This window comes from Candidatus Bathycorpusculum sp., from assembly GCF_009778815.1.
GTDB classification, from domain to species: Archaea; Thermoproteota; Bathyarchaeia; order Bathyarchaeales; family Bathycorpusculaceae; genus Bathycorpusculum; species Bathycorpusculum hydrogenotrophicum.
This window is the reverse complement of sequence record NZ_WRFL01000016.1, coordinates 1-23,965: the sequence shown is the minus strand read 5'-3', so window position 1 is coordinate 23,965 and position 23,965 is coordinate 1. Positions and strand designations below refer to the sequence as shown.

The 23,965-nt window shown below is 40.5% G+C and carries 21 protein-coding genes and 1 tRNA gene; 4 read left to right on the top strand and 18 right to left on the bottom strand.

All coding sequences use genetic code 11. The features are described from left to right. Positions 1–6 precede the first annotated feature (6 nt). From rfbD to FWF39_RS04910, 8 genes are all read right to left on the bottom strand, one after another. Positions 7–891, bottom strand: coding sequence for a dTDP-4-dehydrorhamnose reductase (gene rfbD, locus FWF39_RS04945; RefSeq protein WP_343382332.1), 885 nt, complete (start codon positions 889–891; stop codon positions 7–9). Beyond that, the gene (gene rfbB, locus FWF39_RS04940) at positions 888–1,895 is read right to left on the bottom strand and encodes a dTDP-glucose 4,6-dehydratase (protein WP_343382331.1); all 1,008 of its coding nucleotides are present in this window, start codon (positions 1,893–1,895) and stop codon (positions 888–890) included. Before rfbB ends, rfbD begins: the two co-directional genes overlap by 4 nt. Before the next feature lie 5 nt (positions 1,896–1,900). After that, positions 1,901–2,404, bottom strand: coding sequence for a dTDP-4-dehydrorhamnose 3,5-epimerase family protein (locus tag FWF39_RS04935; protein ID WP_343382330.1), 504 nt, complete (start codon positions 2,402–2,404; stop codon positions 1,901–1,903). Between the two features lie 59 nt (positions 2,405–2,463). Then, positions 2,464–3,522 carry a glucose-1-phosphate thymidylyltransferase gene (locus FWF39_RS04930; RefSeq protein WP_343382329.1) on the bottom strand — a complete coding sequence of 353 codons (1,059 nt, stop codon included), beginning with the start codon at positions 3,520–3,522 and terminating at the stop codon, positions 2,464–2,466. A 283-nt stretch (positions 3,523–3,805) separates the two neighbouring features. Next, on the bottom strand, positions 3,806–4,726 hold the full coding sequence (locus tag FWF39_RS04925) for a glycosyltransferase (RefSeq protein ID WP_343382328.1): 921 nt from the start codon (positions 4,724–4,726) through the stop codon (positions 3,806–3,808). 408 nt (positions 4,727–5,134) lie between these two features. Further along, a complete protein-coding gene (locus FWF39_RS04920) occupies positions 5,135–5,935 on the bottom strand; it encodes an FkbM family methyltransferase (protein WP_343382327.1) in 801 nt (266 codons plus the stop codon). A 300-nt stretch (positions 5,936–6,235) separates the two neighbouring features. Beyond that, positions 6,236–7,807, bottom strand: a complete 1,572-nt coding sequence (locus tag FWF39_RS04915; protein ID WP_343382326.1) for an oligosaccharide flippase family protein — start codon at positions 7,805–7,807, stop codon at positions 6,236–6,238. 250 nt (positions 7,808–8,057) lie between these two features. Then, positions 8,058–9,401, bottom strand: a complete 1,344-nt coding sequence (locus tag FWF39_RS04910) for a UDP-glucose/GDP-mannose dehydrogenase family protein (protein ID WP_343382325.1) — start codon at positions 9,399–9,401, stop codon at positions 8,058–8,060. Between the two features lie 84 nt (positions 9,402–9,485). Here FWF39_RS04910 and FWF39_RS04905 point away from each other — a divergent pair, with 84 nt between their 5' ends. Together FWF39_RS04905 and FWF39_RS04900 are read left to right on the top strand one after the other, a co-directional pair. Continuing rightward, positions 9,486–10,355, top strand: coding sequence for a UTP--glucose-1-phosphate uridylyltransferase (locus tag FWF39_RS04905; RefSeq protein WP_343382324.1), 870 nt, complete (start codon positions 9,486–9,488; stop codon positions 10,353–10,355). Then, positions 10,355–11,356, top strand: a complete 1,002-nt coding sequence (locus FWF39_RS04900) for a UDP-glucuronic acid decarboxylase family protein (protein ID WP_343382351.1) — start codon at positions 10,355–10,357, stop codon at positions 11,354–11,356. The genes FWF39_RS04905 and FWF39_RS04900 overlap by 1 nt, the downstream gene beginning before the upstream one ends. A 99-nt stretch (positions 11,357–11,455) precedes the next feature. On the opposite strand, the gene FWF39_RS04895 is transcribed toward FWF39_RS04900, so the two are convergent. Next, positions 11,456–13,054, bottom strand: a complete 1,599-nt coding sequence (locus FWF39_RS04895; protein ID WP_343382323.1) for a hypothetical protein — start codon at positions 13,052–13,054, stop codon at positions 11,456–11,458. Between the two features lie 532 nt (positions 13,055–13,586). On the opposite strand from FWF39_RS04895, the gene FWF39_RS04890 reads away from it, so the two are divergent. Then, positions 13,587–13,847 carry a hypothetical protein gene (locus tag FWF39_RS04890; RefSeq protein WP_343382322.1) on the top strand — a complete coding sequence of 87 codons (261 nt, stop codon included), beginning with the start codon at positions 13,587–13,589 and terminating at the stop codon, positions 13,845–13,847. Here the strand turns inward: FWF39_RS04890 and FWF39_RS04885 are convergent. From FWF39_RS04885 to FWF39_RS04845, 9 genes are all read right to left on the bottom strand, one after another. After that, positions 13,844–14,749 carry a class I SAM-dependent methyltransferase gene (locus FWF39_RS04885; RefSeq protein WP_343382321.1) on the bottom strand — a complete coding sequence of 302 codons (906 nt, stop codon included), beginning with the start codon at positions 14,747–14,749 and terminating at the stop codon, positions 13,844–13,846. The two genes, FWF39_RS04890 and FWF39_RS04885, sit on opposite strands and share 4 nt — an antisense overlap. 8 nt (positions 14,750–14,757) lie before the next feature. Then, a complete protein-coding gene (locus FWF39_RS04880) occupies positions 14,758–15,390 on the bottom strand; it encodes a class I SAM-dependent methyltransferase (protein WP_343382320.1) in 633 nt (210 codons plus the stop codon). Continuing rightward, positions 15,390–16,589: a glycosyltransferase family 4 protein gene (locus FWF39_RS04875; RefSeq protein ID WP_343382319.1), complete on the bottom strand. Its 1,200-nt coding sequence runs from the start codon at positions 16,587–16,589 to the stop codon at positions 15,390–15,392. The genes FWF39_RS04880 and FWF39_RS04875 overlap by 1 nt, the downstream gene beginning before the upstream one ends. Positions 16,590–16,738: 149 nt before the next feature. Further along, on the bottom strand, positions 16,739–17,713 hold the full coding sequence (locus FWF39_RS04870; RefSeq protein ID WP_343382318.1) for a glycosyltransferase family 2 protein: 975 nt from the start codon (positions 17,711–17,713) through the stop codon (positions 16,739–16,741). Between the two features lie 8 nt (positions 17,714–17,721). Then, on the bottom strand, positions 17,722–19,191 hold the full coding sequence (locus tag FWF39_RS04865; RefSeq protein WP_343382317.1) for a radical SAM protein: 1,470 nt from the start codon (positions 19,189–19,191) through the stop codon (positions 17,722–17,724). Further along, positions 19,188–20,141 (bottom strand): glycosyltransferase, encoded by a 954-nt coding sequence (locus tag FWF39_RS04860; RefSeq protein WP_343382316.1) that lies wholly within the window; start codon positions 20,139–20,141, stop codon positions 19,188–19,190. Before FWF39_RS04860 ends, FWF39_RS04865 begins: the two co-directional genes overlap by 4 nt. 5 nt (positions 20,142–20,146) lie before the next feature. Continuing rightward, positions 20,147–20,911 carry a glycosyltransferase gene (locus FWF39_RS04855; protein WP_343382315.1) on the bottom strand — a complete coding sequence of 255 codons (765 nt, stop codon included), beginning with the start codon at positions 20,909–20,911 and terminating at the stop codon, positions 20,147–20,149. Positions 20,912–21,235: 324 nt separating this feature from the next. Continuing rightward, on the bottom strand, positions 21,236–21,550 hold the full coding sequence (locus FWF39_RS04850) for a hypothetical protein (RefSeq protein WP_343382314.1): 315 nt from the start codon (positions 21,548–21,550) through the stop codon (positions 21,236–21,238). Between the two features lie 267 nt (positions 21,551–21,817). Beyond that, positions 21,818–23,344: a hypothetical protein gene (locus tag FWF39_RS04845; RefSeq protein WP_343382313.1), complete on the bottom strand. Its 1,527-nt coding sequence runs from the start codon at positions 23,342–23,344 to the stop codon at positions 21,818–21,820. Between the two features lie 344 nt (positions 23,345–23,688). On the opposite strand from FWF39_RS04845, the gene FWF39_RS04840 reads away from it, so the two are divergent. Further along, a tRNA-Leu gene (locus FWF39_RS04840) sits at positions 23,689–23,811 on the top strand. Positions 23,812–23,965 lie beyond the last annotated feature (154 nt).

Genomic DNA, 23,965 nt, shown 5'->3' with positions numbered 1-23,965 from the left:
GCCAAGTTATGTTTGGGTTAACTCGATTTTTAATTGGGCAAGAGCAGCCTCTAGGGGTAAGGGTTTGGATTTGAGAACGCGTTGTGCTAAGGAGGTGTCAAGTGAAGAATCTATGGGACGTTTAGCAAGCCAGGAAAGCTGTGAAGACGCAACCTTATCGATTAGTCCTGTATCTAAACCAAAAGCAGTAGCGATTGCTTTAGCAAATTCTAAGCGGGTGACTTTTGTGGCACCACACAGATGATAGAGTCCAACCAAACGGCGATCAGCAGCCTCTAGAACCATCTCGGCAAGATTGGTGTTTAGGGTAGGCGTGTTCCATTGGTCTTTAACGATTCGGACGCGTTCGCCTTTGCGCAGTGTTTCAATGAGCCAGAGGGCAAAATTGGTTTTGCCTGCGGCGGGAGTAGCGCCATAGATTACGCTGGGTCGGACGATGAAAAATTCTGGGAGGGTTTGAACAATTTCCTCAGCGATTAGTTTAGTTAGGCCATAGTAGTTTTGAGGATCCGCTGCATCAGATTCTACGTAGCAACCTTTCTCACCGCTAAACACATAGTCGGTGGATAAGTAAACTAGGAAGGCTTCTTCACGCTCGGATGCTTCGCGTATGTGCATGGTTCCATCTACGTTAACTTTCCAAGCAAACCCTTTGTTTAGTTCACACTTATCTACATCAGTTAGTGCAGCGGCATGAACCACTACATCGGGTTTTATGCGCTCAAATACTGCGTCAACTTGGGTTTTGTTTGAGACATCTAGTTTAAGAGGAGTGCCATAAGGTGATTGGGCTTCAAGATCTGAGGAGTAGACCTCAATGCCTCTCTCAAGGGCCATCTGGGCTAATTTGGAGCCAAACAGTCCATTTGCGCCGGTGATTAAGAGTTTCAATTCAGATTCCCCCGTTTCCAAGGTGTGGGGTGTAGGATTGCATCGGTAGCAAAGGGAGTCCACCACGGCTCATTTCCAACATACCACTCCACTGTTGAGTTCAGAGCATCTTCAAAGATTTCAGTAGGTTTCCAGCCTAGTTCGTCGCGGATTTTTTTGGAATCTAGGCTGTAGCGGACATCATGCCCCGGTCGGTCATCTACAAAGGTTAGCAGGCTCTCGGGTTTTTTGATAGAGGTAAGGATTTTTTTTACTATTTCAAGGTTGGTAGCTTCGTTACCGGCTGATATATTGTAGATTTCACCGGGTTTACCTTTCTCAAGCACCATACCAACGGCTTTGCAGTGATCTGTAACATGTATCCAATCGCGAATGTTTGTGCCTTTGCCATAGATGGGAAGCTTCAGATCACGCAGGGCTCGTATGATGATTTTTGGTATGAGTTTTTCGGGAAGCTGGTAGGGGCCAAAATTGTTAGTGCATCGAGTAATGGAGGCTTTCAAACCATAGGTTTTGCAGTAAGATAGCACAAACATATCCGCCGCGGCTTTGGAGGCTGAGTATGGGTTGGAGGGTTTAGGCGGGGTATTCTCTGTAAAAGAGCCCTCCAAGGCTTCGCCATAAACCTCATCGGTTGATACCTGCACAAAGCGGGCTTTGTGGTTATGGCGTTTGATAGCTTCAAGAATTGTAAAGGTTCCCACAGTGTTGTTTTGTAAAAACACGTTGGGGTCGGTTATGCTTCTATCAACATGGGTTTCAGCAGCAATGTTTACAACTGCATCAACTTGATGGACTAATCGGTTGATTAGCTGCGGGTTGCAGATATCGCCTTTGATAAAGGTGTAACGTTTATTGTTCTCTATCATCTGCAGGTTGGCCGGGTTTGCGCCTATGCCGACTTTGTCTACATTTATCAATTCACATTCAGGGTATGCTGCAAGCATGTAGCGGCAGAAGTTGCTTCCGATAAAACCTAAACCACCAGTCACTAAAACTTTCATCATAATCACCTATGAGGGACACTATTCCAATCCCAGCTTTTACCAACACGTTCATCAGATTTTTTGCCGTTTATGCTTTGGGGAATGAGTGTTGGATCATTCCAAACCCGCCGCTCCTCGTCAGGATCAGCAACATCATAGAGTTTAGTGGTATAGTACACAAGCATCGTTGACTCGGTGCCAAGGGCTTTAAACCCATGCCAATAATGCCCCGGCACCCTAACCACCTGTAACTCGGTGCCGCTAGAAACGATTTCGGTAAGCTCAAGAGTTTGCTCATCAAACGCACAGAGCTTAATCGAACCCCTCAAAACCAAAAAGTAATCCACTTGACCTCGAAGGTGACGATGCCAAGCTCGGATAATGTCAGGGTAACTAAAAGAATGATTTATCTGCACAACCACATCATCTCCAAAGAGATCGCCCCAGTCATGGCGCATGACCTCACTAAAGAAACCCCGCTCATCGACTAAGCGTTTTATAGGCTTAATGCGCATCCCCTCTAACATCGTCTCACCTACGCATAACATAGCGACAAGGAGTGCTTATAACACTTCCCATTAACCCGCTATACTTCAAGCTCAGAGTAGTCACCTACATGCAATTTTAAAGTCCGATTACGCGGGTTTCGGGTTACTTTCGCATTTTTTCCAATTAAACTATCCTCGAGCCGTTCCACATCTTGTATTGTAACACCATCATGTACCACACAGTATTCAAGATTGGAATTACAGATCTTAGAGTTGTCGCCAATGCTTGTGTAGGGCCCAATAAAGGAGCCCTCAACCAAAACATTTTTGCCAATTACACAGGGCCCCCGAACAACACTATTTATGATCTCAGTATCAGCTTCAACCCGTACACGACCAACAAGAGTACTGTCAACAACCTTGCCCTTAACATCATATGAAACACATTCATCTAGAATTATGGCATTAGCAGACAAGATATCATCTTTTTTGCCTGTATCAAGCCACCAAGAATCAAGAAGCTCTGCCTTCACCGTAAAGCCCATGTGTATCATTTCTTGGATCGCATCAGTAATTTCAAGTTCGCCACGCCACGACGGCACAATACGCTCAATAGCCTCATGAATCCGACTTGAGAACAAATACGTACCAATAATGGCTAAATTACCCATGGGAATTTTAGGTTTCTCTACAAGCTGAACAATATTACCCACCTTATCGAGCTGTGCGATACCAAAACTAGAGGGGGTCTCTACTTCTTTGAGGATAATTAATGCATCCAATCCTTCGGCAATAAATTTTTCAATAAATCCAGCCAAACCCTGGCCGGTTATGTTATCGCCTAAGCACATAACAAAAGGATCAGACCCCAAAAACTCCTTAGCAGTTTTTACTGCATGTGCCAAACCCAAGGGTTGCTGAGGAATATATTGCACATCAAGGTTCCAACTTGAACCATCAGCAACATAGGCCTCAACAAAGTGACCCGTTTCAGGTGCTGTGATAATGCCCACTTCTGTAATAGATGTTGCAGCCACCTGATCAAGAACATAACCCAAAATAGGTTTGTTTGCTACAGGAATAAGCTGTTTAGCACAAGTAAAAGTCAGGGGACGAAGCCGCGTGCCTTTGCCGCCGCTGAGCACAAGAGCCTTCATATCAACCTTAAAGGTTAAGAGGAAAACCAAGTATTATAACTTACTTAATAAAACAAACTGCAAAAGTAAACTAATTAGCGAACCAAAAACAGAGCACATATCGCTTTCTAAGTCAGACAAACAGGATTTTCTGTATCGACCGCTTGGTTTAGGTTATTACTTCGAATAGGATAGAAATTATGTAAAAATGTGTGGAACATCCCTAAGGAGATCTTGGAACCGATAAGTGAAAAAAGGCTTAACTATCTACCGTGGCACTCTTTAGTTAGTTATGAAAACGAAGCTAAACGATAGCTGAACTATTTTTTAAAAGCTCAGGTAATTCGCCAAAACGAGCTCTATCGTAGGGCATCATATCTTTTTCAATCACCTTTGTCATTTCTTTAATGGCTTCTTCTACGCTTAGCCCCAAATCTTGACGAACTCTATATGCAGTGTACTCCTCCAAGTCTGCGAAACGGGTTTCTTTATGTACCATGTAGTCACCCCAGTATCGCCGTGTCAGGGAGCGTTTGGGGCTTTTTATGTTGCAGTGAAAAACGTAGGGTTCATGCCATCTCAGGTTGTTAAACCAAGGTGGGAAGCGATGACCCCAGATGCTGTCTCCTGAGATTTGCTCGTAATAGTTGTCTTTTAGGGCCCAGCGTAGTTCTGGACTCCAAGTAAAGAGACGCCCCTCATAGGCACCAAAGGGCAATGTACGAGATTGATGTTCAAGATCACCCTCTAAGTTGATGCGGGGTATGTCGATTACGTAGTAACGGTTTGGGTCGAGGTATTTTAGTCGGTTTATCCATTCCTGTATTGCTTGGGGACTTTTGGCAACAAGATCGCTGTCCCATTTAAAGAGCCATTTATAATTGGCACTTGATAGACCGATGTGGAGTGAGAGAGCAAAAGCGTTTGCCCCTCCCCAGTAGAATTTTATGTGCTTAATTTTGGGGTTACTTACTACTAGAGATTCGACAATTTTTGTTGTGTTGTCCTCAACAGAGCTATCTACGACGATGATTTCATCTGCGACGTCTTGGATTGATTGGATACAGGGTTTGATCCATCTTTCCTCATCTTTAACTGCCACAAGAAACGTGACCCCGTCTTTGTGATACCGGGGTTTTTTCATTAACCCCAACTTGGGAGCCCACGAAGCAACATTTTTGATGCCTAAAACCACTTTGTCTCGAAACACTAAGTCATCTCTCAAAAACCATCGCCTCTATCCAAGACTTCTCCAAGGGTTTATTGAATACATAAGCCCAATAGCACCTCTTTAAGCTTTTTCACAAGTATCCCACACCCACCCACAGCCATTAAACAAATATTCTATAAAATGGATAAAAACAAAGTTTTAGAAAAAAACTAGCACCCATATAAAAAATACAAATAATCACCACCAACTTCAAACACAACCCACCGCATAACGAACGGCTATTGTTAATTTTAACATAACACAACCCCACTCAGAGGATAAAACAATTCACCCTACTCAAAAACAGAAATAACCACTACAAACACAGTTCACACATGTTAAGTTAACTGGACATTAAAACACAAATTCGGAAAGTCAAACAGAACCTAATAATTAAAAATTTTGAGAATTTAAATCAACTAATCAAGCATCTGGTTTCCTTTTAAAATGCATTACCGATATACCATCTTTGTTGCCTCTGTCAATATCTCTGCTCACAGTAAAGCCTGAACTGTTAAATTTCTCAATGAGCTGTTTTCTGATTTGAGGCGTGTGAAATTCAACCATCACATATTCTAGTGTTCTGAGCGTTTCTTTAGGCACTGTGAGCAAAGACAGTTCAGCACCTTCACAGTCAAACTTTGCAATATCCCCGCCACTTTCAGCAATAACCTTTGAAACCTCTTTGAGCCTAATAGTCAACTTATTGGACCCCCCGGTTCCAAGACCAAACCCCAAATCAATTTCATCGTAAGCAACAACCCGCTCACCATCACTATCACCTATACCTTCAGAGTGAACCTCAGCATTTACTTTATTCAAACGAATATTTTCACAGATAACGGGATGATGCTCAAGTACCGGTTCATAGACCACAACTTTTTTTGCGCCCCTTGACCAGAAAAAAACAGCGGACTCGCCTTCAAAACCGCCAACATCAAGAACAACTTTACCCCGATAATCATAGCCATAGAAGCCTGACTCCAGCTCGGTCACGACATCTATCAGTACACGGCAACCAATCAATTGATACTTATCGGTGGTGATTTTGAAAGCGTCATCGTTTATCTGCTGTATCTGACAATTTTTTACAAATGTGTAGCAATCTCTAAACGATCTAAACTGTGACCAGGTCACTTGAAAAGCATCGCCATTTGGAAAAGTAATGTTAACTGATTTTTTCCTCAGTTTTAGATTAATAAGAGTAACTGGATTTTTGACCATAGACAACGTTCGAAGCATTCCCTTTATAGTGACCATAAAAAACACCAGTCAATAATCGGAACACAAAGACGTATTTAATTCTTTCCAGATACCGATATTTCCAAATGGGTTGATCCGATAGGCTAAATTGAGGATCACACTTAGTAACGATTGTCTAGAAGGCCAAAAAGCATGATCCACATGATCCATTGCATAAGTAAAAATGAGCTATAGCATTTCGCTTTTCCGTAAACATCATAAAAACACCAGAAGCCGTAGAGGGGCAATTGCACAGCTACATTACCGTTTCATTAATTACTTTCAAGCTTTCGGCATGAGCTTTTCTAGTATACCAAGCACAATGTTTAGAGGTTTACGCAATGGACCCAGACCACCCACGATTGTTCGGATGTTTTCCAAGTCGGTTCGGGTTATGGTTCGGGTGAAAACTGCAATCAGTATAAAAATACCCACAAATGCCACTACACCTATCGCCAGGCGAATTACGCTGATAAAGGGTAGCCAAGTGACCAAGAGGTAAGTTAAGACCCCGGTAAGTGCAGATGAGATCAGAATCTTTGCAGATGCGCCCCAAGCTACTGAGACTCCGTAGCGTTTCTTTATAAAGTTTAAACTCAAAACTAATCCGGGAAGGACAACTGTAAGGGAGCTAATAATTAAACCGATAATACCAAATTGGGAAATCAGCACAAACCCCAATGGGAAACCGATGGCTGTTTGAAGAATCGAGAGTTTAAGGCTGTATTTTGTGTCGCCTTGACTATTTATAAGATTAGCCGCACTCAAATTACCAAAAGCAGTAAGCAGATAACTTATTGATAATAACATAAGGAAGAAAGGTGCCTGTGAGAAACCCTCAGGAAATAGGGTATGGATCGCGGGTTCAGCAAGAGACATGACCAAAAAAGTAACAGGCACAACTATGAGTGCAGCATACTTTACAGAATATTGAAAAACATTTTTCAGATCAGCAGAATTGGTCCGGTAATCAAGCTTTGAGAAGGCAGGGAAAAGCATAGTTGTCACAGGTGAGGCAAAGAATGTAATTAAAACAACAAAGGTTTGTGCAAGAGAATAATTACCAATAATGCTATTGTCAATAACAAAAATAGGCATAATAAGAGAATAGAAAAAACCAAGTAAACTAACCAGCATGGTGCCTATAGAAAGCGGTAAACCGTACCCAAGCAGGGTTTTTATCGTTGCACCTATGGCTAATTTGCCATCCTCAGGCTTAGGCAACGAGGTGTACATTAGATACATAAGCAAAACGCCAGTTATACCTGCAACTAGAACTGCTATAGAAAAGCCAGTTATTGCACCCAAAGTACCGAAACCCAAAATCACAAGAGCCAATATCAGACCGGTCTTAACTATGGATTGAACAATTAACATGATACTGTTAAGGTGTAATCGTTCCATACCAGTGAAGGCTGCACCTGCAGCAGACATCATTGCACCACTTAGCACAAATATAGAAGCTATTTGGATTAAGTGGACTATTTCTGGGCGTTGATATGCATTTGCAAGAAAACCTGAAAGTGCAATAGATGCAATCGAGAGCGCTAAACCTAAAACAAGCTCAAAGATAAGGCCCGCAACAAAGACACTTCTTATCTTAGAAACTTGATTTTCACTATTGTACTGGGCAGTATATCGAACCATCGCAGTGTTCACACCCCAGTCTCTAAAGGTTGCAATCATAGTAGGTGCAGCAATGGCGATGGTGTAGAGACCCCAATTATCTGCACCCAACAACCTACCGATAATAATAGTACCAACAGAGGAGATAACCGTAGATATAACAAGGCCCCAAAGCATATGGAAACCGCCTTTAGCCGAAACCTTTGCCATATCAGCAGCCTTACTCATCGCTCATCCTCAAGTACAGTTTTAAGTTAAGTTTAATGTTGGTGTTAAGGTAATGTTTATCGCTTTTGGTTTTCAAAAAAACAAAATCAGGGAACAACAAAGATTACGGCAACAACCCAAAAAAGCCACCAAACAACAACTAACAAAACCTAAGCAACTAATCAATGATTGCATACGGATACTATCAGTCGTGTGAAGTGCTATGAGCGGAGACAGTGGCTTGGTTGGCAGATAAAGTGAGCATATGAGGTTATTGTCCTAAACCGATAGCGGAAAATTTCAGTGTTTTGCTAAATTTTTGAGGGTCATAGATGCGTCTGCCATCGATTAGTATGGGTTGTTTCATATTAGCCTTAAAAAAGTCAGGAGTTAACGTTTTAAATTCAGGCCACTCGGTCACAAGAATACAACAATCAGCATCTCTCAGACATTCTACAGCAGAAGAGGCATAGCAAATAGAATCTTTGAAAATAAGCTTAGCCATCGACAATGCAACTGGATCATACGCAACAACACAGGCACCCTCCGCCAACAGCTGATTAATAAGGGGGATAGCTTGCGCTTCGCGTAAATCATCGGTATTGGGCTTAAACGCCAAACCTAAAATAGCGATTTGTTTACCGCTAAGGGTACCTATGTGTTGTCTGCAAAACTCTACGGCTCTAAAGGGTTGTTTTTTGTTAACTTTTTCAGTTGCATCCAAAAGCTCAGGCGTGTAACCAGCCGCGTTGGAACAAGCAAGCAATGCTTTTAGGTCTTTAGGAAAACATGAACCGCCATATCCTAAACCGGCATCTAAAAATTGTGAACCGATGCGCTGGTCTAAACCCATAGCCTGTGCTACAACTTGGATATCTGCACCGGGGATTTTTTCGCAGATATTGGCGATGGTATTTATGAAGCTTATTTTGGTTGCTAGCATGGCGTTGCTGGCATACTTGATAAGTTCAGCCGTTGAGAGGCTAGTTTGCAGTATAGGAGGCACCTTGGGTCTATAGACGTCTTGGTAGAGCGTTTCAAGACAGCGGCTAGCTTGTGGGTCAACTGAGCCAATAATTATGCGATCGGCATGTAGGGTATCGTGGAATGCTGAGCCTTGGCGCAAAAACTCGGGGTTCATGCATAACCCAAAATCCACAGAGCATTTCTTGGCTGATTCCAACTCGAGAAGGGGCAATATGACATTTTGGGTTGTTCCGGGCACAACGGTACTTTTGATTATTATTAGGTGATAATCGTTTTTTTGTTTGAGCGTTTTGCCGATAGTGGTAACGGCAGAGTTTATGTAGGTGAGATCTATGTTGCCATCGGGCTTGCTTGGGGTTCCTACAGCCACATAGGTATAGTCGGTTTCCAGTATTGCCGTATCAGTTTGGTTAACTAACCCTTTTAGGGTACCTTTTTGGATACATTCAGAGAGTTTTTCTTCAAGACCCGGCTCAAAGAATGGAGGAATACCATGATTTATTTTATTGATTTTTTCTGCGTCTATATCAGAGGCAACAACACTATAGCCTCTGCTTGCCAGACTTATCGCAGTACATAAACCAACATATCCAACACCGATAACAGAAATGGTTGGTCGCTTATACAAACCTAAAACCTCAGTCAGCAACAGATGGTAGGTGATCGGGCTAAATATATATAGTTAACACAACAAAGAGAAAAGGGGAAGTGTATGGTTTATAAGGTAATTATTCCAGCTGCGGGTCTAGGAACCAGATTGTTCCCAGCCACCAAAGAACAACCAAAAGAGATGTTGCCCATTTTCTCCAACACTCCCCATGGCGATCTGATTGTCAAACCAGTAGTACAGTTAGTCTTTGAGCAACTACAGGATGCAGGTCTTAGAGAGTTCTGTTTTGTAGTCGGCAGAGGCAAACGCAGCATAGAAGACCACTTTACCCCTGACAATGAGTGCATACAAACCCTTGAAGAATCGGGCAAAAACGGACAAGCCTCAGATCTAGAGAGTTTTTATGCTATGCTTGATAGCTCAACTATTATGTGGGTTAACCAGCCTGAACCCAAAGGCTTTGGAAACGCGGTCTTGATGGCTCAACCCTTTATCCAAAATGAAAGCTGCCTTGTTCATGCTGGTGATAGTTGTATTATATCAAAAAATATGGACTATGTAAAAAAACTGCTTGACAGCTTTGAGCGGTTTAATGCCGATGCAATCTTTCTTGTCATAGAAATCAAGGACCCCAAACAATACGGCATTGTGGAGGGCAAAGAAATAGAACCCGGGATCATACAAGTAAAAAATGTTGTTGAAAAACCCGAGAAACCTAAAACAAATCTGGCAATAATGGCCATGTATGTTTTCCACCCCATCATCTTCAAAGCCCTAAAAGCCACAACCCCGGGAAAACACGGCGAAATACAACTAACCGATGCCATCCAAAAGTTAATCGAGTGGAACATGAGAGTATACGCCGTAAAATTAGATGACAACTATAAGCATTTAGATATTGGCAGTCCAGAGAGATACTGGGAAGCCCTAGAGTTATCGTATAAACAATTCTGCAGGAAACAAACAACATGATGGATGATATTATACGCCAGGACCTTGAAAACATAAAGAAAAACCTAAACGGTGAGATTTTTACAAGCAAAAAAGTTCTCGTTACCGGCGGTGCAGGCTTTATAGGCAGCTGGATATGCGACCTTGTCACCGATTTCGGCGCGCAGGTGACCGTTGTTGATGATTTATCAACCGGCAGAATAGAAAACATAGAACATCTCATTAAACAAGCCCAAATCAAATTTATCCAAACCGATGTCTGCACTTTTAGAAGCGACGAAAAATTTGATTTTATCATCCACATGGCAGGCCATGCATCACCAGATGAGTACCAAACTCATCCAATCCAAACACTGCAGACCAGCGCTACAGGGACATTTGTCATGGCGGAGCTTGCCAGAAAAAATGATGCCACCCTGCTCTTTTCCTCGACCTCAGAAACCTATGGTGACACAAAAATAATTCCCACCCCTGAAACCTATTGGGGAAACGTTAATCCAATTGGTCCCAGGTCATGTTACGATGAAGGAAAACGATTCGCAGAGGCATTACTTGTAGCATACAACAAACAGTATAATTTAGATGTTAAAATTCCAAGAATCTTTAACTCCTATGGACCACGTTTGCGTGAAGACGGATTATATGGTCGAGCCCTATCACGTTTCATTGCCCAAGCATTAGCAAAACAAGACATAACAGTTTATGGCGACGGAAAACAAACACGATCCTTCTGCTATATCTCCGACACCATAACAGGACTCCTTTTGCTAGCTACAAACCCCAATGCCAAAGGAGAGGTAGTAAATGTGGGCAACACACAAGAAATCACCATACACGAGTTAGCACAAAAAATTAAAGAAATAACCCAAAGCAAATCACCCATCACATTTCAGCCCTTACCTAAAGATGACCCAAAGCGACGTTGCCCCGATACCACCAAACTAGAAAAAATTGTTGGATGGAAACCCAAAATTGAATTACAAGAAGGACTTAAAAAAACAATCACATGGTTCACAAAATAACAAATAAAAATCACACAACAACCTCAAACCAGTTGACTATCCCAGATAGAGAAATCAAGCATAGAATACTCATTAACCAAAGGACTAAATGTTCGATGTTTAGAGGATAGCTTTTTTTAAGGAGCTTTTTTCTAGTTGTTTTTTGATTTTATTTCGTCCAAGATATAGGGTGCATATAAGTATGGTAGTTAGTGATATGGCGGAGCCGGTGTAGAATAATTTTTGCGGTTGGAATTCTAAAACTATGGTGTAGGTACCGGTTTTATTGATGTACCAACCATTGGCAAATCCGTTGGCATTAAAGTGATACTTGTCAGAAAGTTTGTGTCCATCCACTGTTGCAACCCAACCCTCATCATACGAATCGCTAAAAACTAAAAAGAAGGGCTTTGAAGTGTCAACCTCAATGTTGTATAGTGTTGGATTAAGTTTTTCATAGGTAAGCAAAACTGGGGTTGTTTTGTTAGAAAGCAAGTCAAGATCAGATATAGATGAGTTTGTTGGGAGATGGAGGGTTTGTTCGATATTGAATTGGTTGTTAGGTAAAATAACCACTTCATGAGGAGTAAATTGATTGAGTTCTGAGATTTCTGGGAGGTGCTCAGAGTCTTCACAGTAAATGGCATTTGAGGTTGCATAAACTTTCATGGGCGTCCAATAGTTGTTTAGGTAAAAGTCAAGTTGGCCAAAGGATCGACAATAGCTAAAACCAGCCATTGAATTTAGGGTGTTAGTCAAATTTTTTTGAGTGGCGGCAATGTATGAATACATAATTTGTTCATTATAATTATCTATTAATTTCCAGTTGACATCATTGTGCAATACAATGTATTTAACATTCATAAATGCTAAAATGTGTGCTACATTATCGGTAGAGTTGGAAACGATTGAGGTTGCAATAGATAAACTCAAGTTACCATTTATTGGTTCGGCTATAAGCGGTTTACCAAGTAACGATTCAGTTAAATCTGGACCTTGGTACCCACCGGACGGCCAAACATAAGCAACATATCCAGCTTTTGAGTAGGGCACAGGAAAAATTCTAAAATCACCTTCTTCTTTATCAGATGAGAGCCATAACGAGGCCTCATGGTAATAATTAGGTATCTGGTAATTACTTGAGGACAATAGAGCATTTCCCGGATAAGCTACCGCACCAGTCCATAGAGGAAATCCATAGAGACCTATTACAAGAAAGATAACGGTTCCTGCAAACACATATTTCAGGCCTACTCTTAACTTCTGAGGCAAGCGCAGAGGTAACTTTTTACCCACATAATAGGTAAACATTATGGTACCTAAACCAAAAAGAACCGCATACGCAACAACGGAGTATATACCAAAAAGTATGTTGGGAAGATTGAAAACTTCAAGCATCAAGGGAATATGGGTTAAAAATAAGTTAAGTGGACCAAAAGGTGGTTGACTACCACTCATAAGCACAAGAGCACCCAGTAAAAATAGGCTAAAAAAAAGAACATTTTTTCCCTTTTTAAAAATCACAGGAAAAAAGGCTATAGCTGGAATAAGATAACCGATGAGTATGAAAAGCGAGGAACGATATATCTGTGCCCAGTAAACATAGGGATAACCTCTAAAGCCTGAATCCAAAACCCAAGAACCCACTAATCGCATGGCCTCAGGTAAGGGGGCACTATTTAGGGCAAAATCAGCAAGTCTAGTTCTACCGATCGCCAAGTAAAGATCGCCTGTAACTGAAATCGATTGGAAAATATAGAGCATATTTGGCAAAAGCCAATAAGAATTGAGCAGTATCCACAGGACCAATAAGAGCAAAAAAAATTTACAAGAATAAATAAAAACGGCTTTTTCTCGGTTAACTATTAAATGAAAGGCAAGATAAAGTAATAACGGAACCCAGACAATTATAGCATATTTAGGGTTTAAAAATTGACCCGCCGATAAAAACAACCAAACAAGGTTTATAATAAAAATATATTTTAGGCCTCTTTGTTCATTGAGACCCTTGATAAACAGACCCAGCATCAACGGCAAAGAAGCATAGGTTAACCACAAATAAGGCCAATGGGAAACCCCTAAGGCAAAAAAAGGGTTAAACATGTAAAAAAGTGCCGCGATTACCCCAACAGCGTGATAAGGTTTGACTTTGTTTTTAGCCACGACTGTTGATAAGACATACATTGACAACCCAGAAAAAGCAAATAATAGATAGAACCACAAACGCTCGGCATACTCCAAAGAGAGTCCAATGATCTCTGAAATACCCAAGAAAGCCCCATTGGGGAATGACCAAGCCAGCATCCGCGGGTTTAGAGCCCCCAGAGAACGTGAATCCCAAATTGTAAAAGTTTCAAGAAAAATATTTAACCGATCAGATGGAAAAACTAGATCGGTTCCAACAAACATGCAACCATCCCTAAACCAAACTAGGGAAACAAGAGCCACCGACAGAATGATTAGCACAGAAACAAGAGATTTTCGGATAATTATCAACGACCATAAAATTTAACTGTGTTTCGATAAATTTTCTTTCTTAATGGCGGTAACTATCATGCTACCACGCCAAGCAGGCAACAGTTTTGCTACAACTGAGAAGAAGAGCAACCAGGGAGAAAACAGGATATTGGATAGATTGCGTTTTAGTAAATGTTTTCGTTTGAGACTAGAGTAGAAATCTAGAGGAAAATCAAATAAAGGAAAGCTTATGTTTGTCACTTGAAAGCCAGTTTTTTTGAGAAGCCGCGTAATAGTCAGAGGAGAATAAAGAATTACATGGCGGGGAATATCTAAATGCAGCCATTTATCACCGCTTATGACAAATTGATAACTACTTATGTTTGGAGTACAGATGACAATTAAACCATTATTTTTTAAAATCCTTGAAATTTCATCAAGTTCTCGATATGGAGATGACATATGCTCAATTACATGGTTAAGAAAAACAACATCAAAATAATCATCAGGAAACGCACAACCGCTCAAGGTATTATTGTACACGTTTTCCCCTAAACGCTTTGTTGCCAGCTTACAGGCCTTTTCAGATGTATCGACTCCATAAACCAGCCAGCCGCCATCTTTAAAAAGAGAAAGCAAGCCGCCACCACCACAACCAACATCTAATATTCGGCCCTTAGTTTTCAGATTAGTAACCATTCGAAATTTTAATTGATTTAAAAAAAGTGACACATAGGAATAGACATCAACAGAGGCATAGAAAGCCTCGGGGTAAAAATTCGGAAAATCTTTGTTGTTTGGCAGGGGATTGAGATACACTGCATCGCACCTAAGACAGCGAACAAGATTAAAAATTTGGTTTGTTGTGTGCAGTCTATAATCAACAACCTGATCCAGAGCAATATATTCAAACGAACCACAGAGCAAACAGGCAGTAGCAGTAGTTGTTGTTTGCATAAACATCACTACCTACGAAAGCTGATGGGCGGTTTGTAACCAATAAAGAGAATATATTGAGTCAAGCAAGCAAATGCTGACGGAAAAACAGCAAACCCCCTATCTAATCGTCCCACAAGCCCTACCCAGATATCTAGGCAATTTCCGATTAAACCAACATCCCTACAAAGAGACAGTAACTGTTCATGCGAATACTCACGCAAATGGAGGACACCCTCACCCAGGCAGCAGGGATAACAAACAGGCCTGCCGATAAGGCGTAACAGTCGATTAGATAACCTTAATCGATTAGGAGTGCCAAGCATTATAGGACCCCCACGCTTACAAACGCGAAAGGCTTCCTGTACAAAAAGCTGGTCAGCCTCAACATGCTCAATCACATCAAAGGATAAAACGGCATCAAAAGATTCGTCCCGAAAAGGCAAAGCAGTTGCATCAGCTAACAAAAAACTAAATTGCTTTTTTGTCTCCATCGAGAGCTTATCAGTTATATCAACCCCAACAAGTTGACGACCCTCATAGAGTAATTTTGTTCGATCACCAGTACTACATCCAAGCTCAAGAATCAATTTGCCATCTAAGATCTTTACAAACTTGGAAATTACAGAATCACGGGCAACTTCAAATCTAGTAATAAACATTATGAGTCACATCTAGCCGCTAAATAATTGAATAAAACCTCAGCACGATTGTCCCAGTCCCATTCCTTTGCCCAGTCAAGAGCATCATTGGCAACTTTTTCATAAAGTTCATCATCCTCAAGCAGATGAACTATATTTTCTGCAAAGCCAACAAAATCATAACAAGGCGTCTTGATCATACCTTTAGGATAATAAGTCACTAAAGCGGGAAGATCAAAACTGACACCTGGTAATCGGCAAGCCATTGCTTCGCAGGCAGCCATTCCGCCACTATCATAAACAGCAGGGTGCACAACCAGCTTACTTTTCTTAAATATCTCAAGTTTCTCAAGACCATCTTTAAAACCTAACAAAGAAACATTACTTTGCAAACCATAAGCAACTATTTTTTCTCTAACGCTACCCTCCAATTCACCGATACCAATCATAGCCAGTTTTGCATTAGGTTTTTTATTGCAAACATTTCGCCAGATATCGATCAGTTCTAGTACGCCTTTTTGAGTATGGAACCGTCCAATGAATACCGCATCATATTCTTTTTTTGCCGGTTCAGGTAGGGAAGCAGGGGTTTTAACATCTACACCACCCCGAACACCGGTCACTTTATCGGGTGTAAATCGCACCCCATCAATAAACCGCCAACGATCAATCTCACTTGTCACCCAGACTAGATCTGCATCGCGTCGAATTAGATATAGAGCGGGTAATTGGGAAATATAGTAAAATAAGCCTCTTGCAAATAATTTGCCTCGATAAGGCGAAGTTTTATCCGATAAACTAGGGGCAAAAAGATAAAATGCCGCAAGCCACTCAACATTTTTATTCTTTACCTTAGAAACCCAAGCAGGTATTGAATCTGGCAAAAAATCTGAGGAAGAAAAAACAACATTTCGCTCACTATCACTAGGTAGAGACACTAAGGCGTTAATACAACCTCTAAAGGTTCTCCAAAAATAAAGAAGATACACACTATGACACAAAAAACGGGCAGGTTTGCTCCAGAGTTTATAATTAACACCCGTTAACCCATATTGCTGGCCACGTTTGAGACCTTCCTCAGTAGTAAAAACATTTATGGAAACATTGGGCTTTTTTACCCAACGCTTAGCACATTCAATCCAGATTCTATCGCCGCCACTCATAGGTCCAGCAATCGAATTTGCCAATATAGTAATGGTCAACTTTTCAGATGCAGTCACGATAATCAAAACTCAGCCGTCTGCACACATACAGACACTAACATAAGATTGAAACTAGCATTTAGCTTTACCCAAATTAGAGACAACCCCGCCCTTGCTATGGAGGGTATCAGGCGTTTTGAGATTAAAAAAGAGTAAATATACCGTGTTCATAGGTGAACTATAGTCATTATTGTTTTAGTTGCATACGTAGATAGGGCAAGAAAGCATATGAAGGGGTGGAGAAGCCAAGCAATATCAGGTTTTTGGCGGTACCCTTTTGCAACATCTAGAGCCGTTAGAAGCAATAGAGTGCGTAAAACAAAGAGAGATAATTTGGGATCTTTGAGAGATAGATTGTTGTACTTTCTGAGTTTGGGATTATATCTTTGTGCTCGGCGTATTTTTTTGCGCATAAATTCCAAAATACTGTTTGCATGCAGGTGAATAATACCAACTCTAACTTTGGCAAACGTAGAGTTTCCTAAATTAACTAGGTCAAAGATTATGTCTGTGTGAATAAATGGTCGATAATTAATTTTATGCAGATTATTTTGCCTTACGATAAAGCCGTTTGCACCCATAGTTGGAATTTTTTTGCTACAAAGAAGGTGTATCTTTAGGTAATCATTGGTATCGGTTTGGATAACAGGTGTGTCTGTCCATTTATTTGTGAAGTAACAAAACCGATCGTAATAACCCAGATACACATGGAAAGGGTCATCACCCCCAATTAAACCACAATACCTAACAATCGCTGGATCTGTGCGTCTATACGAGTAAAAAAGAGGTTCGGATCCAACAATTTCGCTATCTTGGAAGGGTGCAACCATTTTTTTAATCCAATCAGAACAAACAAGCAGGTTATCTTGATCAATAAAAGCAATTAAATCATGGGATGCTAAGTCAATGCCTAATGCGCGTCCAAATTCCTCAACAACCAGCGGATTATAGCAAATTTTGTCAACCGAATATTTTTTAGCGATCTCTAAGGTGTTATCTTTAGAACCGCCGTCAATTATTATTATCTCTATTTTATCTTGAGGATAATCTTGGTTTCTAATATTTTTTAAACAAAGAGCCAAGATATTATGGGAATTATAGGTGGGGATCACTATGCTAACTGTTGGCAGAAAATCGTTCAAGTCATCAATCAATCCTTTGCAAAATCCTTAACGTGACCTAGAACCTTTGCTAGACCCTTAACAGAGTATTTGAGGTCTCTTGCTGAGCGTATTCTAACCAGTTGCTTTAACATGTACTGGGGTGTAAGAAACACTTTGTATATTTCATCGCAGAGCTGCAGTACTTCTTTAGGCGTCATATCAGAGGTTGTCATTACGGGTTCTTTCATATCAAAGCGTGCATAATCTTTGGGGTCAAATCGGAACCAACCGTTTTTTAGTGCTTCGGCATATAATTTGCTTCCTGGGTAGGGAATAACTATGGTGGACTGCAAAGTGATTGCCCAGCCTTTTTGCATCATTGTTTTTGCGGCATTAAGAGTGGTTTGGGCGTCTTGCCGTGTTTCCCAGGGATAACCCACCATAATAGTTATGTGAGGTTCAAGACCAGCTTTTTGGGGAATTTTGCATTCATTTAGTATGCCTTCAATTGTGGTTCCTTTGTTTAAACGGTCAAGTGTAGCTTGACTTCCTGATTCTACACCAAACAGCAACATCCTAAAGCCTGCTTTTTTCATCAATTGATAATCTTCGCGTACCAAAGCACCAAAGCGCATATTGCAACTAAATTGGATCCTTTTATTATATCCACGCTCGATCATCAGGTTAGCGAATTGTCTAAGCCAAGATCCGGTTGGAAAACAACCTGTATCGTCAAACACCGTTTTAACGCCATAACGCTCTATAAGTAAGCCGATTTCATCAGCTAGCCGCTTAGGTTTCATCACACGAAAAGTTGGATAAAGAGTGGGCCAGGAACAAAAAGTGCAACCGCCGTCTTTTCGCCACCAGCAATCACGTCCCGCCATGGTGTAGGCACCCGGAATCACTTTGAAATTGCCGTTTCGTTCACTGTAGAGTTGCCATTTTGTTAACTCTCGATTAATGAAAGGCAATTCGTCTAAAGTGTGATCTAATTTGAATTTCCCGGTACTTTTAATGGCATCATGCTCGCGGAACCATATGCCAGGTTCAAGCTCACGTGTCTTCCCACTAAGAAAATCAGCCAAGTTCAATAATAGAAAATCATAGTCTCCCCCAGTTAGAGCGAAATCTATTTTGCTTTGCTCCATGGACTCTAAGGGGAGAGCGGTAACATGGTCACCAACCAAGACTACTTTGGAATTGGGAAGAACCTGTTTTAGGTCAGTTATAATTGCCCAATGTCTTTTCACTACAGGAGTTTTTGTCTCAATAACTACTATATCAGGAGCAACATGCGCTAATTCAGTGAGCCATTGAGGGTATGTTTTCTCCTCGGCTATACCGTCATCCCAAACAACTTCATGACCGGCATTTGTCAACATTGTTGCAGCATATGCGGGGACAACGGGATAGATGTAGGTGGGTGATTTGAAATATTGAAATTGTCTATTCTGGGACAGTAAGGGAACTCCCTTTTCAGAGTAGAGCGGAGGGTAGGAGATGCTGATTTTCATCTTTTTAAGTCACGCTTTAGGAGTCCTGAGAGAAAGAATAAACCATACACTATGTGAGTCACGATTATGCCTAACCATACAGCAGGTAACAATTTTGAGCATTTAACTTGCAATACCGCGGCAACAAAACTTGCAAAAAGATAGGCAGTTAACCCAAGCAGAAAAATATTTAAGAAAAAGGGATTAAACAAAGAAAACAGCAGGCCAACAAAGAATAAAGAGACTAGCAAGGAAGGAGCAAAGTAGGTGAGTTTCAGTGAATTTTCGGGGAATTTTTTTACAAAGAAGCCGCGATGTTCCCCAAACCGTGAAACCTGTCTAAGATGCGGTTTGAGAAGGGAGCGTCTATGATGATAGACAACTACAGCGGAGGACTCTATGAGTTTTTTACCGGTTTTCTTTATGGCTAGACACATAAGAGTGTCTTCGCCGGGCCAATATTTTTCATTCCAGCCGCCTGCTAAGACTAGAGTTGATCGGCGAGAAATAAAGTTGCATGAATGAATATCATCGGATTCGACGTTAGTTTTTGATTTATATCGGTTTGATAGATTACCAGTCATAAAAGAAGAGAGAACATAACCACCGGCTTTTTGATGGGAATTATCTTCCGGCGGTGTTAGTCCAGGTCCACCAACACCACCAATTGAGGGATCAGCAAGTATTTTCAAGGCGTTTGTTAGCCAGTCAGGTCGGGGATAGGCATCATTGTCAATAAATGCACAAAATTCACCGGTTGAATTTTTTATGCCAAGATTTCTTTTTATCCCCGGAGACACCGCCCCAGTAGAGATCAACTTGACGCCCTCAACAATATCAGACGGTTGACAATCAGGCAATACTATAATTTCAAAGTTTTCATACTCTAGTCGTTTGCAGCCTGTGATGCATTCTTTTGTGTAGTTATCGACTTCTTTGCAGGGGATAATTATTGATACAAGTGGTTTCACTATCATCAACCCGAGATGGAAAATATATTTTTGAGACTATATTTTGTTTGAAGCGGTCGCTGATACCAATGAATAATTCGAAGCCGATAGGTTATACCTAATAAATCCAAAAACATATGCCACATTTCGCTTGGTTTAAATTTAGCATCCAATTTCACATCTACAGGCAACTCGGTAACTTTTAGACCATAGAGATTAGCTACTGCCAGCAATTCCACATCAAAAGCATACCGTTTTACAGCTAAACGGGGAATAATATCTACAAACGCACTTTTTTTCATTGCTTTGAGTCCTGACTGGGTATCCTTTAGGGGTATTCCGGTAAAAAGACGGACAAGTACATTAAAAATCTCACTTTGAATTCGTCTAGATAGGGGTACAGTGACATGTGAATTTTTGTGTTTTTTGGAGGCTATTACGATATCAGCCTGGTTTAGGGCATCAAGGTATTCAGGTATTTTTTTCAAATCAATTTCCATATCGCTGTCTGTAAAAAAAACAACATTGCCTTTAGCATTCATAAAACCAGTTTTAACTGCGTGCCCTTTACCCAAATTTTGGCTGTAGCTTATAATTTTAACATGACCATTTTTGCCAGCATACTTTTTTGCATTTATTAGAGTGTTATCAGCACTTCCATCGTTTACTACAACGATTTCATATGAAAGACTTTTGTTCATTACAATAGTATCAATTATTCCCAAGGTGCCTTCTATAAAATTCTCCTCATTATATGCAGGAACAATAAAAGAAAGTTCAACTTGACTCATTAATTAACCCCCGTTTTACAGGGTTTTACGGGTTTTAAAAAAGAAAAGAACTGCAAAACGACACCGACAAATAGAGCATAAAAAGCATAAATCACAAGGGTATCGGATAGGTAGGATAAGCCAGCTGATAAGAAAACAGCAACACCTGCCAAGAGCACTACAAACACAAATAGAAAAGGAAAACCCCAGTTTTCTTTAATAGGTCCCTTCTTGATTTTAAGCAAAAATTTACTGGAGATAACACGTATCATAAAGATACACTATTTACTATTTAGAAACAATTGAAGTGACAATTACACTACTAGCAATAACACAACAACTAGATTATAAAGAGAATGTTTTGTTAGCATTAACTTGTAAAACACCTAAAAACGTTATAAATGAAAAATCATACACCCAACCGCTGGCATAAAAATTACCAAACTTTTGGCAAATAACACTTATTTTCTGTACCAAGGGCAAACCAGCCGCATAGAAACAACTAGAAGCACCCTGAACAGCATTTTCAAGCTTTCTCAAAATATCAGATACACTTTTTGCCAATTTTTCACTACGAATGGTATCTATTACTTTTATTGTTAAATCAAGAAGCACTCTATCGATCCGTCTAAGTACGCTAAACCAAGCGCCAGATCGCAACGCTCTAGTCTTTACCACCAGTAATTGTTTTTTATTATAAGAAAAAATAACGATTTTAAAAACACCTCATCCACTGTCTTTTTCAGAGGCTCAATTCTTTAATGAAAAAAGAGTTATTTATAAATTACGTCCTTAAAAAAACCACCAACCAACAGCACCACACCACAACAACCATACAACACCCAAAACCACACCTCAAACCACTACGTGCCAACAACAATTAACCAAAAAACAAAACCACAAAAAAAACACAACAAACCACCATTGCTAAGTACCATCAGCCGCTATATCATAAAAATAAATAGCAATCCGCTCACTTCGATAAACCTCTTGAAACACCAAAGGCAGAGAGGGCTGAGTATACCAACCCAACCCATCTATCCACCAAACTAAAAAGACCCGTGTGTGCCCTTCCTGCACAGCTAAAGATGCCGCATTAACCGGGTCACCAAATTCATAATTCCAAATCACATCAGTATCATTGAGGACAAGTAAGGCCCAACTATAAAACGCAGTATGCGTCAATAAAAGACCACCGACAGGTTTGTTTTCCTCAAACCAGCGCAAAGCATCAACCGTACCCTGAAAATCAGCAACCGAAATGGTGTTCTGTTGCATTGCAGAGGGAATTTGATAATAATAAGAGTTAAAGTGCTGGGGAGAAAAATAACTAAAAGGCTGATCGGGAGTACTAAAAATATAGCCAAAACTAAGGACAACAGTCGATAAAATCAAATAAAATATAACAATTTTTTGCAAACTTGTGTTAAAGCGTTTCCACTTGATTGACTTTAGGTGACTTACAGCTTCAACTACAAAAAACACAAACGGGTATATGAGAAGCAACAACCACCTATAGGGACTAACAAACGCAAACGGAATCAACAACAAAAACAAACTCAAGATAATCCAAGATCTCAACTGGAAATCACCAAGACACTTAAAACCAAACACCACCAAAGGCAACAATGGAAGAAAACAAAACAAGAAAAAACCGAGTTCACTTAGCAACATACTAGGATAAGAAGAAAAACCAAGCCAATTAGCCAAAATCAACTCGGTACTTGTGGCATAATTTTGAAAACCATCAGGCACTACAGCAAAAAAATAAACCACTAAAGAAAAAACAGACGCAGGCAAAGAAGCAACAATCAAAGCAAGCGATTTTTGAAAGCTTTTTTGTAACAAACCATGGAATACTGTGAAAATAACGACCCCAAGCATTATCACAGCAACAAGTTGATGAGAAAGAACAACGGCAATCATTGCCAAAGAAAGCACAAAGTATTGTTTCCACGAACCAGTCTTAAGTTGGCTAAGAAAAGTCAGGGCAACAAACAGAAATATAAGACCCAACTCGTTTCTCAACATATCCCAAGAAATTCTCAGCGCCACAAAATAGATAGTTCCCAAAAGAGCAGGCGCCAAACTTTTGAAAGACGACCAGCCCAAGCCTTTATGAGCATAATAATAAATCGATAACCCCAATAAACCAAGAAGCAAAGGTGAGAACACTTTGAGAACTATAACAATAGGTACACCAGCACTAACTAACGACATAAGAAGCACATAGAATAGGGGTGCAACAGCAAGATAACTCCAAAAATCTACACCACCATGCAACCATGCAAGAGTATTTTGAACATAAAACCCCATAGTGTCAAAACCAATAACATATGAACCCACCAACACCTCAGGTATGAGTCTAACTAGGAGAGGCAAAAGAAAAGCCAGTAAAGGAACAATATACCCCTTTTTAGATATGAACACAAACAAAGAATTAATGGCAGTCACAACAAATCGCCAAACAAACAGCTATGCCATATAGTAACTTAACCTCAAACCCTAAAATGCCTTACGCCCAACATGATCATATAAAACAAAGATAAATACAGACTGAGTCTAAACCCCATGCCGACACATACACGACCAGAAGTGCTTACCAAATCCATCTTTGATGTTATCTCATTTGGATTTTAGTAGCCGCTTAAAGTTTGTACAGATGCCAGCCTGAAGCGTGTTCCTCAGTCTGCAAAAATTACAGCCCACCATCAAATATAACAGTGTGTTGGCAACCAGATGCAGAAAGTTAAATCAAAAAACTTAAAGTGTACGCTGCTAAGTGTATCGGTACTGGTGGCGGGGTATCCGAGCCAGGTCTAAATAGGGCCAGATTAAACCTATTGCCCCTAAGATATGGAGGAGGACTTAAGATCCTCTGGCGCAGGCCTTCGTGGGTTCAAGTCCCACCCTCGCCACCACTTATAAATAAAATGCCGAGGGTGTGTCCAGATGGCGATAACCATAAATTCTGACATTTCAGCACTTTCGTTTTCTGAAGAGTTTGTGTCCGTCAAAGTCGCATACAAAGTCAAAGCCTGACTCAATTAAGACACATGCTTCTGCTTCGGTTTT

Bases quoted from the DNA above. Each gene is read 5' to 3' on its own strand.
- rfbB (WP_343382331.1), bottom strand. From the start codon at position 1,895: ATGAAAGTTTTAGTGACTGGTGGTTTAGGTTTTATCGGAAGCAACTTC.
- FWF39_RS04935 (WP_343382330.1), bottom strand. From the start codon at position 2,404: ATGTTAGAGGGGATGCGCATTAAGCCTATAAAACGCTTAGTCGATGAG.
- FWF39_RS04930 (WP_343382329.1), bottom strand. From the start codon at position 3,522: ATGAAGGCTCTTGTGCTCAGCGGCGGCAAAGGCACGCGGCTTCGTCCC.
- FWF39_RS04920 (WP_343382327.1), bottom strand. From the start codon at position 5,935: ATGGTCAAAAATCCAGTTACTCTTATTAATCTAAAACTGAGGAAAAAA.
- FWF39_RS04915 (WP_343382326.1), bottom strand. From the start codon at position 7,807: ATGAGTAAGGCTGCTGATATGGCAAAGGTTTCGGCTAAAGGCGGTTTC.
- FWF39_RS04905 (WP_343382324.1), top strand. From the start codon at position 9,486: ATGGTTTATAAGGTAATTATTCCAGCTGCGGGTCTAGGAACCAGATTG.
- FWF39_RS04900 (WP_343382351.1), top strand. From the start codon at position 10,355: ATGGATGATATTATACGCCAGGACCTTGAAAACATAAAGAAAAACCTA.
- FWF39_RS04890 (WP_343382322.1), top strand. From the start codon at position 13,587: ATGATCTCTGAAATACCCAAGAAAGCCCCATTGGGGAATGACCAAGCC.
- FWF39_RS04885 (WP_343382321.1), bottom strand. From the start codon at position 14,749: ATGCAAACAACAACTACTGCTACTGCCTGTTTGCTCTGTGGTTCGTTT.
- FWF39_RS04880 (WP_343382320.1), bottom strand. From the start codon at position 15,390: ATGTTTATTACTAGATTTGAAGTTGCCCGTGATTCTGTAATTTCCAAG.
- FWF39_RS04865 (WP_343382317.1), bottom strand. From the start codon at position 19,191: ATGAAAATCAGCATCTCCTACCCTCCGCTCTACTCTGAAAAGGGAGTT.
- FWF39_RS04855 (WP_343382315.1), bottom strand. From the start codon at position 20,911: ATGAGTCAAGTTGAACTTTCTTTTATTGTTCCTGCATATAATGAGGAG.